We start from the raw sequence: 15,048 nt of genomic DNA on the forward strand, positions 1-15,048 counted from the left end.
TGACAAGACCATCAAAATCTGGGATCTCAGCAGTGATAAACCCCTAAAATCGCTGACTGGTCATAGCAGTGGGGTGAATAGTGTCGCCTTTAGCCCCAATGGAAAACAGTTAGCTTCTGCTAGTTTTGACAAGACCATCAAAATCTGGGATCTCAGCAGTGATAAACCCCTAAAATCGCTGACTGGTCATAGCAGTGCGGTCATTAGCGTCACCTTTAGCCCCAATGGACAATATTTAGCTTCCGCTAGTTTTGACAATACCATCAAAGTCTGGGATGTTAACAGTGATGAACCCCTGAAATCCCTGAGGGGTCATAGCAGTGCGGTCATTGGCGTCGCCTTTAGCCCCAATGGAAAACAGTTAGCTTCCGCTAGTTTTGACAACACCATCAAAGTCTGGGATGTTAACAGTGGCAAACTCCTCAAAACCCCTACTGGTCATAGTGATACAGTGAGAAACGTTGCCTATAGCCCCAATGGGCAACAGTTAGCTTCCGCTAGTTGGGACAAGACCATCAAAATCTGGGATATCAGCAGTGGTAAACTCCTCAAAACCCTTACTGGTCATAGCAATTCGGTCATTAGCGTCGCCTTCAATCCCAATGAACAACACTTAGCTTCTGGTAGTTGGGACAAGACCATCAAAATCTGGGATATCAGCAGTGGTAAACTCCTCAAAACTCTTACTGGTCATAACGGTGGGGTGAATAGCGTCGCCTTCAGTTCCAATGGACAAGAGTTAGCTTCTGCTAGTGAAGATAACACTATCAAAATCTGGAATGTCAGCAGTGGTAAACTCCTCAAAACCTTGACTGGTCATGGCAGACCGATCTATAGCGTCGCCTACAGCCCCAGTGGACACCAGTTAGCTTCTGCTAGCTATGACAACACCATCAAAATCTGGGATATCAGCAGTGGTAAACTCCTAAAAACCCTTACTGGTCATACCAGTGCGGTCATTAGCGTCGCCTACACCCCTAATGGACAGCAGTTAGCTTCTGCTAGTTATGACAACACCATCAAAATCTGGGATGTCAGCAGTGGTCAACTTCTTAAATCCCTGACTGGTCATAGCGGTTTGGTCTATAGCGCCGCCTACAGCCTCAATGGACAACAGTTAGCTTCTGCGAGTGAAGACAACACCATCAAAATCTGGGATGTCAGCAGTGGTCAACTCCTAAAAACCCTTAATGGTCATAGCAGACCTGTCTATAGCGTCGCCTACAGTCCCAATGGACAAGAGTTAGCTTCTGCTAGTGAAGACAAAACAATAATTTTATGGGATTTGGATTTCGATAATTTATTATTCAGTGGTTGCAATTTGTTGAATAATTATCTCATTGGTCATCCAGAAGTGTTAGAAGAGTTGCAATCATGCCAAACGCGATTGCGGTTGGCGCAAGGGGCAATAGTGTTAGTTATCCAAGGTGAGAAGTTAGCGCGAAATGATGATATTGATGGCGCTGTTAAAAAATTTGGCAAAGCACAGCAGTGGGATAATAAATTAAAGTTTGATTCCCAGGCGAGAGCGAAAGAGTTGGCAAATCAAGGTAAAACAGACCTAACCCCCAGCCCCTTCCCTCTCTTCGAGACGCTGCGCGAACGCAGCGAAGGAGAGTAAGATTCAAAGCCTCTCTCCTAAGAGGAGAGAGGTTTGGAGAGAGGTCAGAGATGTTGCATCCAACTGAGAACTGCTAGATAATCACAAGGTGGAAGGATGGCATACAGCGATTTTAGTCTCGCCAAGGTGAAAAATAGTTTTGATTTAACACTCGATGAAACTCGGAATTTATTTGCTGATACAAAACCTGTTACACCATCAGAAACACTCAGAACGATTTTAATAGATTACATCCCTTTAGCAACTGCTATTTCAACCGAAAAAGCTAGGTCAGAGTTTTTAATTGCACCAATACTGGCAGAAGTCAGACGATTATTAAATAATAAAATCTCCCTGTTTTCTGGAAATGAATTTAATGTTGATCCAACTCAAGGCTTGCAAGGTTTTTGCGATTACATCATCAGCAATTCCCAGGAACAATTATTTATTTCTGCTCCGATAATGTTTATTTTTGAAGCGAAAAAAGAAGATATTATCGGCGGTCTGGGTCAATGTGTAGCAGCAATGATTGCGGCGCAGTTGTTCATTCAAAATCAAGGCAATGAAGTTGGGCGGATTTATGGTTCGGTTACTAGTGGAACTAACTGGAAGTTTTTATTTTTAGAAGAGACGACTGTTTATATAGATTTGACTGAGTACTATATTAAAGAAGTTGATAAAATCTTGGGTATTTTATTGCAACCTTTTCAGCCTGTTTTAACCGCTGTTTGAATATATAGCAGGAAATAGGCAATCGATAAGGATGCTGATTTACTTACCTGCTTAAGGTTAAAAATTTACTAAAAAATAAGAGAAGTTAGGAAAATCGTCCACCATTATCACTATTCAATTGATATGAGTCTATACTGTCTAGTTCACGGTGCTTTCCAAGCCACCTGGTGTTGGGATTTGCTAATTCCCTATTTAGAAACACAGGGTCACAAAACCGTAGCAATGGATTTGCCAATTGAAAATGCGTCTGCTACTTTGTCCCAATTTGCAGATGTAGTAATTCAAGCGCTGCCAAAAACTGATGATGATATTGTCCTAGTCGGTCACTCAATGGCTGGTACTATAATTCCCCTGGTCGCAGAAGCCGTAAAAGTGCGTCAACTAGTGTTTGTGGCTGCGCTACTTCCATATCCCGAAATTAGTACACTCGACCAATTTTCTCATCGTCTCGATTCTGATACGCTCAAATCATTCAATTACCAGCCAAAAGACCCAAGTAAACTCCAACAGTTCTACGATGAGCCTGATATGTTTGAACCAGCTTCCGTAGGGAAGGATTATTCAGACGAAGCAGTATTAAGGGAGTTTTTCTTTCATGATTGTCAACCAGATGTAGCACAGTGGGCAATCTCGAAAAGTCGTTCGCAACAATCTATGGCATATATCTTTGAAACGAATCCTCTAAAAGCTTTGCCGCATGTTGAGCGTAAATATATTGTTTGTACCGATGACCGAATATTGTCTCCTACATGGTCACGCTACGCCGCACGCAAGCGCTTAGGAGTTGATGCCATTGAACTAGTTTCTGGACATTGCCCACATCTGTCTCATCCTGACCTTCTTGCCTCAATATTAACTAGTGATTAATTGTTTGAGTTTGGGTCAATTGTTGCCGTAGCAAAGTTATTTTCCAACTGCTGCATTTTTGACGAATCTGATAAAAATGCGGAATATCTTAGTGGTGCGTTGGCGCAGCCCACCGTAGGCATCGCTCATAATAAATGAAGCCCGATAAAGGTAAACTGGTATGGATTGGAGAACTTATATTCATTCAGACCCGAAAATTCTCCTTGGAAAGCCTGTCGTCAAAGGAACGCGGCTATCTGTGGAATTCATATTGGGGTTGTTTGCCGAAGGTTGGACAGAACAGCAAGTTACAGAAAGCTATCCAACTCTCAGCGCTCCTGCAATCCAAGCTGTGTTCGCGTTTGCCGCGGAGTGTCTCAAAGAGGATGTATTCTACACACCATTGCTGTCTACTGAGGCCAAGTAATGCGGTTTCTGGCGAATGAGAACTTTCCATTGCCCAGTGTGCGGCTGCTACGGCAAGCGGGCTATGATGTTGCTTCAGTGACAGAGGATTCTCCAGGTATTGAAGATACAGAGGTTTTGACTCGTGCCGCTAATGAGCAACGGGTGATTTTAACGTTTGATCGCGACTATGGCGAACTCATCTATCGCTTAAGATTACCATCACCAACGGGTGTGATTTATCTGCGGTTTCGCCCCCATGTTCCAGAGGAGCCAGTTACACTATTGTTAAATTTACTAGAGATAGAAGGATTGCAATTTGAGGAGCGGTTCACGGTATTAGAGCGCGATCAGATTCGCCAGCGTCCTCTGCCGTAGTTAAGGAATACCACAAATCCAAAAAGGCTAGAAACCGCATCTAAGCTGTCTCTAGCCTTAATTTACTGAATGGGCAGTACCAGACTCGAACTGATGACATCCTGCTTGTAAGGCAGGCGCTCTACCAACTGAGCTAACCGCCCGTTTGACTAATCCTTAACTAATATAGCAAAACATTTCGCGTTGCGCTAGTAGTTTTAAGAAAATCTTTTTTTCTCTTATACTGACTCAGTATTCAGTTACTCAGCACTGGCTTAACGCCCCGCTATCGCTAACAGGATTTAGGATGCCCTCTGGTCGGACGCACGATCGCATTACTATGTATGCTCTGCCGTTTGTGGCAGGCGTTACTTTCTGGCAGACTCGCAGCAGCAATGCGACTTTGTTGGTTGCAGGCGGGTTTCTCTTTGGTGGGCTGATGTTTGGCCCCGACTTGGATATTTACTCTGTGCAATTTCAACGCTGGGGTTTCTTGCGCTGGATTTGGCTACCTTATCAAAAAAGTCTGCGGCATCGTTCTTTTTTATCCCACGGGCCGATTATTGGCACGATTCTGCGGATACTTTATCTGGGGTGTTTGCTAGCTATCTTGGCAATTTTCGTTTTGGCGATCGCAGAAAGGTTATGGAATCTGAGTTTTACTTGGCAGGATTTGGGACAAACTGTGGGGCGATCGCTTGTGGATTACGATACTGAATATATCGCCCTGTTTTTGGGGTTGGAACTCGGTGCAATGAGTCATTCTCTGAGCGATTGGGGCGGTTCGGCTTATAAGCGTTTTAAAAAGCAGGGGGTTCGGGGGTTGCTTCCTAGTGGCAAAATTAAGAAGCGTAAAGTTACAAGTCGCGGTCGTCGTCCGAGACTAAAGAAATAATTTTTTTAAACGCAAAGGAACGCTAAGGGAAGCGCAGAGGTATGGAAGATAAAAATGAGACTTTGGCGGCGTTGCAGGAGTTGATTGAGGTGGTGGCAAAGTTGCGATCGCCTGATGGTGGTTGTCCTTGGGATTTGGCTCAAACTCCCGAAACGCTCACGCCTTATGTGATTGAGGAAGCTTATGAGGTGGTGGATGCAATTAAGGGTGGGGATAAGAGTGCGATCGCAGAAGAGTTAGGCGATTTATTATTACAGGTAGTATTGCAGGCCCAAATCGCTAGCGAATCGGGGCAATTTTCTCTTAAGGAAATAACTCAGGGGATTTCCCAAAAGTTGATTCGCCGTCATCCTCATGTGTTTGGTGATGTGTCGGTTGCTAGTGTGGATGAGGTGCGGCAAAATTGGGAACAAATCAAGGCTGCGGAAAAAGGCGAATTATCTCCAGAGGCGCAAAAACTTAGTGCTAAACTCGGTCGTTATGGGCGCACCCTTCCCCCACTGACGGCGGCAATGAAGATTTCCCAAAAGGCTGCGGCGATCGGGTTTGAATGGGAAAATATTCAGGGTGTTTGGGATAAGTTTCATGAGGAGTTGGGGGAGTTTCAACAGGCTTTAGCTGAGGAAACACCCGAACGGCAAGAAGCAGAATTAGGCGATTTACTGTTTGCAGTGATTCAGCTAGCCCGTTGGCATAATCTTGACCCCAGTACCGGTTTGCAAGGCACAAATCAGCGATTTGTCCAGCGATTAGAAAAAATGGAGGCGGTTGTTGACCGTCCCCTTTCTGATTACAGTTTGGATGAGTTAGAAACTCTCTGGCAACAGGCAAAAGCCCAACTTGCCAAAGAAGGGAGTGGGGAGTAGGGAGTTGGGAATGGGGCATTGGGCATTGGCATGGGTTATTCTCCTTGTCCCCTCATCTCCCTCATCTCCCCCAGTCTTTTTCTTCAATTTTGTTAGCGAGTCCGCGAACGTCATTTTGAATTTTGAATTGATTTTTCCCCACTCCCTTCTTCAAGATTCTTTAGCATCGAACCACTTATCATATAACGATTGATAAGTGCCATTTTCTTTGAGATTCAGCAGGGCCTGATTAATTTGCTTGCGGTAGGGACTGTTGTTAGGCAGAATTATGCCGTAGCTTTCTTCACGTAAGATACTGCCAACAATCTGTGCTTTTCCTTTGCCTTCATTGGCAACATAAAAAAGGAGTACAGGTGCATCAAACACCACGGCATCAGCTTTTTTTGTTTGCAGAGCATTGTAAGCTTGCTCAATCTTAGGAACTTCTAAAACTGAAATACGATGTTCTCGCAGATATGTGGCTGCTGTACTACCCGCAGTTGTGACCACTACCTTGCCGGGTAAATCGTCTATACTCCTGATATCGCCCTGAAGCTGTTGTACTGTCAATGATGTAGTAGCGCTGGCTGTAAAGTAGGCGGCAAAAAGTACTCCGATGAACATCCAGACAATACCTACTAAGCGTCCCAGTACTCCCTTGGGCATTTCATCAGCTTGGGTTGCTAATGTGGCAGCTGACCACCAACAGGCTTTGAAAATGCCAGGAAAGTATGATTGGGGAATCATCCCATCTTTATGATTGCGTTCAGATAACCAAATAATGTGGGCTGCTACGACAATTAGCACTAAGGCAACGCCTATTACTTGCAAGAGGCTAGCAGAGAAAAATAATTGCAAAATATTTGGGAAGGCGCTGTCGTTGGTTTCTGCGTTTCGTACCATTATTTGCAGCCCCCCAGTAAAAATGGGTAATGAGAAATCAAAATTCTGCTGGCGTTCGGCTGTAATCGAGATAGCCGAAATTCCCAAGTTGGCTTTGCTGTCCTTAATGGCAGAAAGCAGTTCCGGCACAGTGGAATATTCTATAAATTTAGACTCTACACCTATTTGGTTGGCGATGCTGCGCCAGAGGTCGATACTAAACCCCGATAGCTCACCTTTGTTTGGTAGTACAAAAGGCGGTATAACTCGTGTGGCTACTAATAACGGTTGTTGGAGTTTTGGGGTTTGCTGGGGTTCCGGTTTTTGGGCCAGTCCTGGGGATGTCATTAACAACAATGCCAGAATTCCACCTACTAACCCTATGCATATATACAGTGCTAAGGAACGCTTGGTTTTGTTTTTACGGTCATATCTGCCAATCGGGCTTTTTCTCCCAGCCATAAGTTGGCGAAATCTAGTAGCGATCGCATTTATCATCAGAATTTTCTAGGGGTTGTATGCAAGTCTATTTATCATGCCCACCCCATATCAAATATCACAATTATCATCCCCCTAAAACCGATTTTTTTCAGATTTAGAGGGATGAACATGGTTAAAGCTAAACTCAAGCCGAACTACAATTTGATAGTAACGGTCTTAACTTCGGTATATTGCTGCAAGCCATATTCGCCGAGTTCTCGACCAATACCAGATTGCTTGAATCCACCGAAGGGTGCAGCAGCATCAAATACGTCGTAGCAATTTACCCAGACAGTACCAGCCCGGAGATTGTTGGCGATCGCATGGGCCTTAGTGATATCCTGAGTCCACACAGCGGCGGCAAGTCCGTACATGGTGGCATTCGCCCGTTGAATTACCTCATCAATATCTTTGAATTTGATGATGCTCATCACTGGGCCAAAAATTTCCTCTTGGGCAATCTTCATGTCATCGCGGACATCGGCAAAGACTGTAGGTGCAATAAAATAACCTTTGTCGCCGACTTGATTACCACCACATAGCATCTGGGCCCCTTCACGCATTCCAGATTCGATATAGCTCATCACTCGATCGAATTGGTCTTTGTCTACTTGCGGCCCTTGTTCTGTATTGGCATCGAAAGGATTACCGACAACCCGCACTCTCGCTCTTTCTACAGTTCTAGCAACGAACTCGTCATAACATTTTTCTTCGACAAATAGCCGCGAACCAGCACAGCAGCACTGCCCTTGGTTAAAGAATAGGGCATCGTGGGAACCTGCGATCGCTGCATCCATATTTGCATCGGCAAAGACGATGTTAGGACTCTTACCACCAAGTTCCAAAGTCACACGCTTCAGGTTACTTTTGGCAGCTGCTTCCATAATTAGATGACCGACTTCAGTGGAACCAGTAAATGCCACTTTGTCAATATCCATGTGACGAGCGATCGCAGCCCCGGCGGTTGGCCCATATCCTGATAAAATGTTCACCACACCAGGGGGGAAACCAGCTTCAACAATCAACTCACCTACCCGCAGCGCTGATAATGGTGTTTGTTCTGCTGTTTTCATAACTACAGTATTACCAGTTGCCAAAGCCGGTGCTAATTTCCACGCCTGCATCAACAGGGGAAAATTCCAGGGGATAATTTGACCAACTACACCCACAGGTTCATGGCGAGTGTAGCAGAAGTATGGCCCGTTAATCGGGATGGTTTTACCTTGTACTTTGTCAGCCCAGCCTGCGTAGTAACGATAGCAGGCGATGACTAGCCCCAAGTCACCTAATGAATCTTGTAATGGCTTACCGTTATCGAGAGTTTCTAACCGCGCCAACTCATCGGTGTTCTGCTCAATTAAATCAGCTAGCTTGTAAAGCAACTCGCCGCGACGGGTAGCAGATATCTTTCTCCATTCTCCACTAGTAAAGGCAGCACGGGCTGCTTGTACTGCTTTATCTACATCCGGTGCGTCTGCTTCTGATACTTCACAGATTACCTCACCTGTAGTCGGGTTGATTGTTTCAAATCGGCGATCGCTGACACTATTTACCCACTCATTGTTAATCAGCAACTTGGTTGGGCCGATTTTGACCTGTTGTCCTGGTACTGTTGCTGTAACCATCAGGCCCTCCTTAAGCTATAAAAAAATTTGCTTAAATCTACCTATTATGTTTGTTGCTGTACAGCACTCTAGGTGGATTTATTTATGAATTCTTTATTATTATGATAATAGTTGGAGGTTGAGATAGCTAAATTGTGTCTAATTCTCTTTGTAGAACTCGCGTTCGCTTCCGACGAACTACAAGCAACACGAATGGTAGTCGAGAAGGAGCGTCAGCGTTACCAAGAATTATTTGATTTTGCGCCTGATGCTTTGGTTACTCACAATGAGACTACCCTTACCGCAGTTAAATCTACTACTGAACACCTAACTATTCCCAGGGCGAACGCACGGTATTTCTGAAACCCCTGTTAGATAAGGATATTGACGAAAAAATAGGTTAAATTAAAAAACGCCAAAACCCTTGCTATTAAAGGATTCTTATACTTTAGATGCGTTTGCCCTGAGGCGATCGCTGTGCTCAACTGGTGGCAGGCAGCGGCAGACGCTCTGCTATGGCTTTACTTTTATTAATCATCATCATAATCCCAGCGACGATGATGACCACGACCCCAGTGACCACGACCCCAGTGACCACGACCCCAGTGACCACGACCATGACCCCCGTGACCATGACCATGACCCCCGTGACCATGACCATGACCCCCGTGACCATGACCCCCGTGACCATGACCATGACCCCCGTGACCACCGGATAGAAGTTGCTGTTCGTTTGTGGATAGTTCTGTCAGCAACTCACATATGTTAATTTGATCCGACATAATTACCTCAGTTTTATTCATTGCCTGTTACAAACTGTACTGAGCTGAAATCCAAATTTGGAGCGATCAAAATCTGTAATTTTAATGCTCCAGACCATTCAAAACCTACATTGAAATTCTCATGGAAGTCATTGTGGCGAACCAACAATGTATCTTAACTTTTATATTTTTTATTGGAGTAGCTACTCCTTCTTTTTATATATATGGTTATCTATAAAAAGTCTGAAATTTTCTTGATTAGGCAATGTTACAAAAATAGTATGAAGCCAAACTGCTGTAACTAATGCTGCTAATCTAGCATTCTTTATGGTCAATTTATCCCATCATCTTCTCGCTGATTTCTGTCACCATAATCTCGGTTATGGCATTATTGACCTGAAAGCTTATTATCGTGGCTTTCGATATGTCCGTGAAATGTTAAAAATGCTTAGAGAAAAGCCTGAGCTTATTTTATGGTGACATCGGTCAGTTCAGTAGGTGAAGCTTTAGAAGCGCTGGTACGATTAAAACCAGATGTTTTAGTCAGTGATATCGGAATGCCAGATGAAGATGGTTATGCGCTGATTCGCAAAGTGCGAATCAGGGAAGCACCCCAAGGAAAAAAAATTCCAGCTGTAGCACTGACGGCCTTTGCCAGAGATGAAGAGTGTCAGTTGGCTCTGCAAGCTGGATTCCAAATTCATCTATCTAAGCCAATCGAGCCAGATAAGTTGGTGACAGTGGTGGCGAACCTGGTTAAAGGCAGCCAACAAGTTTAATGCACAAGTAAGCTTTCGGTAGCAAATGCGGTCGCCCAACAAGCAAATGCGATCGCCCAACAAGCAAATGCGGTCGCCAAACAAGCAAATGCGATCGCCCAACAAGCAAATGCGATCGCTAAACAAGCAAATGTGATCGCCAAACAAGCAAATGCGATCGCCCAACAAGCAAATGAGGTCGCCCAACAAGCAAATGAGGTCGCCAAACAAGCAAATGAGGTCGCCCAACAAGCAAATGCGATCTCCAAACAAGCAAATGCGATCGCCCGACAAGCAAATGTGATCGCCCAACAAGTAAATGCGATCGCGCAGCGTGCCGAAGGCAGGGAAGGAGGAAAATTACAGATACAAATATAGGCTTCTACAGGCGATTTATAAGTCAATACAGTTCAGATAAGACCAAAACACTTGTAGAGACGGCGATTTATCGCGTCTCGAAAACCCAAAATTTTATACCAGTAGCGCTTAACTGAACCGTAATAAAAAAACGGAGGCAGTTACTAACCACCTCCTAACAAATTAAAGCTTGGATGGACTGAGAAATGCTTTGACAGCAAGCTAGAAACTCAGCTAGCTGCTCAAAAACATAGTCAAGACCACTCCTACGATAATTGATCCACCGCCAAGGATGAATGACCAGAAGCGATGGTAACTGTTGACAATGGTGCCATTTTCACTTTGGAGTTGAATCAAATCCATCCAAGGTGCAACACCTCGACGGAACCAACCCACCGCCCCAACTTGTTCACCAATCAAGCTTTGGACTCGCTTCATCCCAAATAGGAAATTGCCAATGGGGCCAAAGCGTGAAGCGTAATGCAAATAAAGCATCCCGCTACGATCCTGAATTTTTAAATCGGAACCAAACTTATAACCAGCGTCGCCACGACCAATTAGTTGACCTTCCAGTTTTGCAGGTTTTCCACGCAACGGACTGGCGTAAGGATCTGACATCAGCGTGAGAATGTCGGTTTCTGGTGCTTGCTTGTAGTCGGGGAACATCACCAAGGCTTTAACCAGAATCCCCATCCCTAAACCAATAAGTGGCGCACCAAATGCTAAACCTGTGTTTGGGGAACTTGACCACAGAATCACACCCATTACTAAGCCAATAAAGAAACCTATAGTTTCAGCACCATACAGCACAACATCTAAAAAGAAGTTACCGTAAAGCCTACTTTTATTAAGACTTTTACCTTCGCCTACAACTCGCCCCATATCGAATTCAGTCGGTAAACCCAATTGTTCGGCATAGGTGCTTAATGTACGAACTCGTTTCCCTGTCAAGGGATGAGTTGAATTTAACTCCATCCACCAGCCCCAAGGGTTAAACATATCCCACAAAAAGACGCGACCAATTTTTTGCGGATCGGATGCAATGCGGTAAGCGGTTCCTGTGGAAGCGGCGGCTTTATGGTCATAGATACCCAAGGCGCGAGTCCCTTCAATTAAACGGCTGGGTTCTTGTGTGCGTGAACCTTCTTCTAATATCCCGTAGGCAATCTTCACCAAAGCGCGGGATAATCCATTGGGATTGCCTGTACTTTCGGCTGCAAAGTGGTCAGCAAAGTATTCTCGTGTCCGAGAGAGGTACAGCAGTAAATAAGTACCAATGATATAAAACACGTAGGCAACTAGACCCGCAGTTTGCATCGCATCTTTAATTTTGCTATCGCCACCACGCCCCAATCTTCTAGCTGTGCTGTAAATCAGGTAGCAAATTTGCACTAAGGTAGAAGCTACTGTCATCACTGCAAAGTCCCAGTGGACAATGTGCCCCAATTCATGAGCGTAGACGGTAGCAATTTCATCATCATCCAGATAAGTAAAAAGTCCCTGACTGACGACTAAACGGGCGCTATTAGGTAATGACCCATAAGTAAAAGCCGTGGGGTTTTCATCGTTAATGATTCCTAAACGGGGTGTTTTCAGCTTTTTCTGCTGACAGATTTGGTTAATAATTTTAGCTGTCTCTGGACTGAGGGTTTCAATTTCTGCTAACTCTACCCAGCGAGTTTGGTAAAGCCAGCCTTGAGTTAAGTCCATGATGAATGGAGATATGAAAAAGGCGGCGATATTAAAAACTAGGGTAAAACCAATAGCGATCGCTAGCCCTTGGAGTGGATCGTCGCTACCCAAAATAAATACTAAGCTCAAACCTAAGGCCAAGACCATGCCAAACAGCAAGGTCATGGTGACACCAGAAGCTAACGCCAAACTACCACCCACACCCCCCATTGCTAATTTCATCCCAGTAGTGGCGGCGCGATTAGCTTTTTGGCTGGCGTTAGATTGGGTTGCTGGTGGTTGGCGGAAGGATTGACTAGCTTGTTCTGCCCAACTACGAGCCTGTGGATTTTCACTCATCATTAACTTTTGACACAGGCTCTTGGCTTTTTCAATTTCGCCTGTGGCTTGATAGGCTTTCATCAGCCACATCTGTGCTGAAAGATAATCTGAGGAATCACGTTCAACGCAATCACGGCAGAATTGTTCGAGTAATTCAACCGCTTCTTGATAACGTTTTTGTTTTAAGGCATCTAATCCAGATTGCAATGACATAGGATCTCCCTAGCATAGGAGTGGTATTTGATCCATCAATACTCAATAGATCCAGCGATCGTCATCACAATTTCGTAAAAATTCAAATATCCGGTAGTATAAATTACTTACTTAAGTAAAAGGCTAAAGAAACATAAATTACGATGTCTCTCTAGCCCCCGGTACGCATAAATCATTTTTAAGGATTTCAAATAAGCTCTGCAATAATACTTAGAATATTCTTGTTGCTGTAAATTTACTATCTCTAATTTGCCAGTGTTCGATAATCACAGAATAAATGTTTTGAACCAAGTCTTGCTTCACCCGATCAGAGTAATTATTGATTACCCAGATGGTTCACCCGATTGGAGGAAGACGATAAGCAATGGTGAACTCACATTGATAAGATGAAGAAAAGGTAAAGATTTGTGCTATGACTATTCTTAACATTGCTTCTCCCCTAATTGCGATCGCAGGGCAAACCCGCCAAGCTGCAAGTAAGCTAGCGATTCTCTCCACTGAGGCAAAAAATCAAGCCCTTGTTGCGATCGCTCAAGCTTTAGAATCAGCTAAAGATGAAATTTTACAAGCAAATGTTGCTGATTGTGAAGCTGCTACTTCTGAAGGTATTCCCAAACCACTTTATAAGCGCTTGCAATTAGATGAACATAAATTAAGAGATGCGATCGCTGGGGTACGAGATGTCGGTAAGCTAGCTGATCCTATCGGTAAAGTGCAGATTCACCGCGAACTTGATACTGGCTTAGTTCTCAAGCGAATTACTTGTCCTTTAGGCGTTTTGGGGATTATTTTTGAAGCGCGTCCAGAGGCGGCGATTCAAATTGTTTCCTTGGCGATTAAATCAGGAAATGGTGTGATTCTCAAATGTGGAAAGGAAGCGGTGCGTTCTTGTGAAGCAATAGTTAAAGCAATTAAGCAAGGATTATCTCAAACTGCTGTTAACCCTGATGCGGTGCAGTTGTTGACAACTAGAGAAGAAACCCTAGAACTTTTGAAGTTAGATAAATATGTAGATTTAATTATTCCTAGAGGTTCTAATTCCTTTGTGCAGTTTGTCCAAGAAAATACGCGCATTCCGGTACTAGGTCATGCTGATGGGATTTGTCATCTTTATATAGATAAATCTGCTGATATTTCTAAAGCAGTTCCAATTACTGTCGATGCGAAAGCGCAATATCCTGCTGTTTGTAATGCAATTGAAACTTTGCTAGTTCACCAATCAATTGCTACAGAATTTTTACCAAAAGTTGGTGAGGCTTTGCAAGAACGCCATGTGGAATTAAGGGGTGATAAACGCACCTTAGAAATTTTGCCTAACATTGTAGCTGCAACAGAAATAGACTGGGAAACAGAATACAGCGATTTTATTTTGTCGATAAAGATTGTAGACTCTATAGAAGGTGCGATCGCTCATATTAACGAATATGGTTCTCGTCATACTGACGCGATTATCACTGAAGATTCAGCATCTGTAGAAACTTTCTTTGGATTGGTAAATTCAGCTAATATATTCCATAATTGTTCTACCAGATTTGCTGATGGTTTCCGCTATGGTTTTGGTGCAGAAGTAGGAATTAGTACGCAACAAATGCCTCCCCGTGGCCCCGTTGGTTTAGAAGGATTAGTAACATACAAATATCAAATAACTGGCAATGGTCATATTGTAGCTACTTACACCGGAGCTAATGCTAAAGCTTTTACTCATGAGGATTTAGTGTAAGATATCATCAAAAGTATATGCTCTAGTAACGCTATAAATACACCGGATAAATCGGTGTATTTTTTATGTTAATAGTTTATCTGAGTTGTCAAAAGTTTTAATTGGGCCATGCCATCGCTCATCATTTAAGAAAACCTCTTTAAAAGCTCCATTAGTGTATTGACTAATGACCTTGCTCCAAAAAGCTTGTGCGCCTAAGTTCAAAGCTGTCTGCCGTACTTCCCAATTGCCAGGAAACTGATCAAAAATGTGAGTAGCTACCTGTTCACCAATACCCTGGCTTCGATACTTCTTGAGGATAAAGAACTCAGCAATAGACATCGCATTGTTATCTTGATAAAGGTAGGTATGCTGATTAACAAGTACAAACCCTGCCAGTTTCTCATTAACTTTAACCAGAAATGGGTATCGCTCTGGTTCTGTCCAATAGTAATCAAAATATCGATAGCCAAACAAGCCGCAGATATCTACATCTTTAGCTTCTATATCACTTAAGTCATATTGGTATAGTTCCATTAAATTACACAGCACTGACTTCTGTTGTTGAGTAGCTTTTACCACTTCAATTTTCATAAAGCAT

General features: G+C 43.7%; 15 protein-coding genes, 1 tRNA gene and 2 pseudogenes. 12 read left to right on the top strand and 6 right to left on the bottom strand.

The window, feature by feature from the left end; translation table 11 throughout:
• From F8R90_RS03590 to F8R90_RS03610, 5 genes are all read left to right on the top strand, one after another.
• Nucleotides 1-1,621 (top strand): WD40 repeat domain-containing protein (locus F8R90_RS03590; RefSeq protein WP_196509595.1); only part of this gene is annotated, 1,621 nt, incomplete at its 5' end.
• A 96-nt stretch (nt 1,622-1,717) separates the two neighbouring features.
• On the top strand, nt 1,718-2,332 hold the full coding sequence (locus F8R90_RS03595; RefSeq protein ID WP_196509596.1) for a hypothetical protein: 615 nt from the start codon (nt 1,718-1,720) through the stop codon (nt 2,330-2,332).
• Nucleotides 2,333-2,455: 123 nt separating this feature from the next.
• A complete protein-coding gene (locus tag F8R90_RS03600; protein ID WP_196509597.1) occupies nt 2,456-3,199 on the top strand; it encodes an alpha/beta fold hydrolase in 744 nt (247 codons plus the stop codon).
• A gap of 160 nt (nt 3,200-3,359) precedes the next feature.
• Entirely contained in the window at nt 3,360-3,605 is a 246-nt protein-coding gene (locus tag F8R90_RS03605) for a DUF433 domain-containing protein (protein ID WP_196509598.1), read from the top strand.
• A complete protein-coding gene (locus tag F8R90_RS03610; protein WP_196509599.1) occupies nt 3,605-3,961 on the top strand; it encodes a DUF5615 family PIN-like protein in 357 nt (118 codons plus the stop codon). The genes F8R90_RS03605 and F8R90_RS03610 overlap by 1 nt, the downstream gene beginning before the upstream one ends.
• A 70-nt stretch (nt 3,962-4,031) precedes the next feature.
• Here the strand turns inward: F8R90_RS03610 and F8R90_RS03615 are convergent.
• A tRNA-Val gene (locus F8R90_RS03615) sits at nt 4,032-4,104 on the bottom strand.
• Nucleotides 4,105-4,247: 143 nt separating this feature from the next.
• Between F8R90_RS03615 and F8R90_RS03620 the strand changes: the two genes are divergently transcribed.
• Together F8R90_RS03620 and mazG are read left to right on the top strand one after the other, a co-directional pair.
• A complete protein-coding gene (locus tag F8R90_RS03620; protein WP_196509600.1) occupies nt 4,248-4,835 on the top strand; it encodes a metal-binding protein in 588 nt (195 codons plus the stop codon).
• Between the two features lie 41 nt (nt 4,836-4,876).
• Nucleotides 4,877-5,701 (top strand): nucleoside triphosphate pyrophosphohydrolase, encoded by an 825-nt coding sequence (gene mazG, locus F8R90_RS03625; protein ID WP_196509601.1) that lies wholly within the window; start codon nt 4,877-4,879, stop codon nt 5,699-5,701.
• Nucleotides 5,702-5,851: 150 nt separating this feature from the next.
• Here mazG and F8R90_RS03630 read toward each other — a convergent pair whose 3' ends face one another.
• Complete coding sequence (locus F8R90_RS03630; protein ID WP_196509602.1) at nt 5,852-7,060, bottom strand: transporter substrate-binding domain-containing protein; 1,209 nt, start codon at nt 7,058-7,060, stop codon at nt 5,852-5,854.
• 137 nt (nt 7,061-7,197) lie between these two features.
• Complete coding sequence (locus F8R90_RS03635) at nt 7,198-8,667, bottom strand: aldehyde dehydrogenase family protein (protein ID WP_196509603.1); 1,470 nt, start codon at nt 8,665-8,667, stop codon at nt 7,198-7,200.
• A 192-nt stretch (nt 8,668-8,859) separates the two neighbouring features.
• On the opposite strand from F8R90_RS03635, the gene F8R90_RS03640 reads away from it, so the two are divergent.
• Nucleotides 8,860-9,009: a hypothetical protein gene (locus F8R90_RS03640; RefSeq protein ID WP_196509662.1), complete on the top strand. Its 150-nt coding sequence runs from the start codon at nt 8,860-8,862 to the stop codon at nt 9,007-9,009.
• A 167-nt stretch (nt 9,010-9,176) separates the two neighbouring features.
• On the opposite strand, the gene F8R90_RS03645 is transcribed toward F8R90_RS03640, so the two are convergent.
• A complete protein-coding gene (locus tag F8R90_RS03645) occupies nt 9,177-9,428 on the bottom strand; it encodes a hypothetical protein (protein ID WP_196509604.1) in 252 nt (83 codons plus the stop codon).
• Nucleotides 9,429-9,695: 267 nt separating this feature from the next.
• On the opposite strand from F8R90_RS03645, the pseudogene F8R90_RS03650 reads away from it, so the two are divergent.
• The 3 genes and pseudogenes from F8R90_RS03650 to F8R90_RS03660 form a co-directional block, all read left to right on the top strand.
• A pseudogene (locus F8R90_RS03650) lies at nt 9,696-9,887 on the top strand (IS4 family transposase); the annotation flags it as partial.
• Nucleotides 9,884-10,186 (top strand): annotated as a pseudogene (locus F8R90_RS03655) (response regulator); the annotation flags it as partial. The pseudogenes F8R90_RS03650 and F8R90_RS03655, both read left to right, overlap by 4 nt.
• A gap of 132 nt (nt 10,187-10,318) precedes the next feature.
• Nucleotides 10,319-10,543: a hypothetical protein gene (locus tag F8R90_RS03660; protein ID WP_196509606.1), complete on the top strand. Its 225-nt coding sequence runs from the start codon at nt 10,319-10,321 to the stop codon at nt 10,541-10,543.
• 213 nt (nt 10,544-10,756) lie between these two features.
• Here the strand turns inward: F8R90_RS03660 and F8R90_RS03665 are convergent, their stop codons facing one another.
• Complete coding sequence (locus F8R90_RS03665) at nt 10,757-12,748, bottom strand: zinc metalloprotease HtpX (protein ID WP_196509607.1); 1,992 nt, start codon at nt 12,746-12,748, stop codon at nt 10,757-10,759.
• A 412-nt stretch (nt 12,749-13,160) separates the two neighbouring features.
• Here F8R90_RS03665 and F8R90_RS03670 point away from each other — a divergent pair, with 412 nt between their 5' ends.
• A complete protein-coding gene (locus tag F8R90_RS03670; protein WP_196509608.1) occupies nt 13,161-14,468 on the top strand; it encodes a glutamate-5-semialdehyde dehydrogenase in 1,308 nt (435 codons plus the stop codon).
• A 63-nt stretch (nt 14,469-14,531) separates the two neighbouring features.
• Here F8R90_RS03670 and F8R90_RS03675 read toward each other — a convergent pair whose 3' ends face one another.
• Nucleotides 14,532-15,041 (bottom strand): GNAT family N-acetyltransferase, encoded by a 510-nt coding sequence (locus F8R90_RS03675; RefSeq protein ID WP_196509609.1) that lies wholly within the window; start codon nt 15,039-15,041, stop codon nt 14,532-14,534.
• Nucleotides 15,042-15,048: the final 7 nt, after the last annotated feature.

It is taken from the genome of Nostoc sp. NZL, from assembly GCF_015714705.1.
In the GTDB taxonomy this organism is placed as follows: Bacteria; Cyanobacteriota; Cyanobacteriia; order Cyanobacteriales; family Nostocaceae; genus Nostoc; species Nostoc foliaceum_A.

What these genes read in the sequence shown, in the direction of transcription:
- F8R90_RS03595 (WP_196509596.1), top strand. Translation starts at nt 1,718, where the DNA reads ATGGCATACAGCGATTTTAGTCTCGCCAAGGTGAAAAATAGTTTTGAT.
- F8R90_RS03600 (WP_196509597.1), top strand. Translation starts at nt 2,456, where the DNA reads ATGAGTCTATACTGTCTAGTTCACGGTGCTTTCCAAGCCACCTGGTGT.
- F8R90_RS03605 (WP_196509598.1), top strand. Translation starts at nt 3,360, where the DNA reads ATGGATTGGAGAACTTATATTCATTCAGACCCGAAAATTCTCCTTGGA.
- F8R90_RS03610 (WP_196509599.1), top strand. Translation starts at nt 3,605, where the DNA reads ATGCGGTTTCTGGCGAATGAGAACTTTCCATTGCCCAGTGTGCGGCTG.
- F8R90_RS03620 (WP_196509600.1), top strand. Translation starts at nt 4,248, where the DNA reads ATGCCCTCTGGTCGGACGCACGATCGCATTACTATGTATGCTCTGCCG.
- mazG (WP_196509601.1), top strand. Translation starts at nt 4,877, where the DNA reads ATGGAAGATAAAAATGAGACTTTGGCGGCGTTGCAGGAGTTGATTGAG.
- F8R90_RS03630 (WP_196509602.1), bottom strand. Translation starts at nt 7,060, where the DNA reads ATGATAAATGCGATCGCTACTAGATTTCGCCAACTTATGGCTGGGAGA.
- F8R90_RS03635 (WP_196509603.1), bottom strand. Translation starts at nt 8,667, where the DNA reads ATGGTTACAGCAACAGTACCAGGACAACAGGTCAAAATCGGCCCAACC.
- F8R90_RS03640 (WP_196509662.1), top strand. Translation starts at nt 8,860, where the DNA reads ATGGTAGTCGAGAAGGAGCGTCAGCGTTACCAAGAATTATTTGATTTT.
- F8R90_RS03645 (WP_196509604.1), bottom strand. Translation starts at nt 9,428, where the DNA reads ATGTCGGATCAAATTAACATATGTGAGTTGCTGACAGAACTATCCACA.
- F8R90_RS03665 (WP_196509607.1), bottom strand. Translation starts at nt 12,748, where the DNA reads ATGTCATTGCAATCTGGATTAGATGCCTTAAAACAAAAACGTTATCAA.
- F8R90_RS03670 (WP_196509608.1), top strand. Translation starts at nt 13,161, where the DNA reads ATGACTATTCTTAACATTGCTTCTCCCCTAATTGCGATCGCAGGGCAA.
- F8R90_RS03675 (WP_196509609.1), bottom strand. Translation starts at nt 15,041, where the DNA reads ATGAAAATTGAAGTGGTAAAAGCTACTCAACAACAGAAGTCAGTGCTG.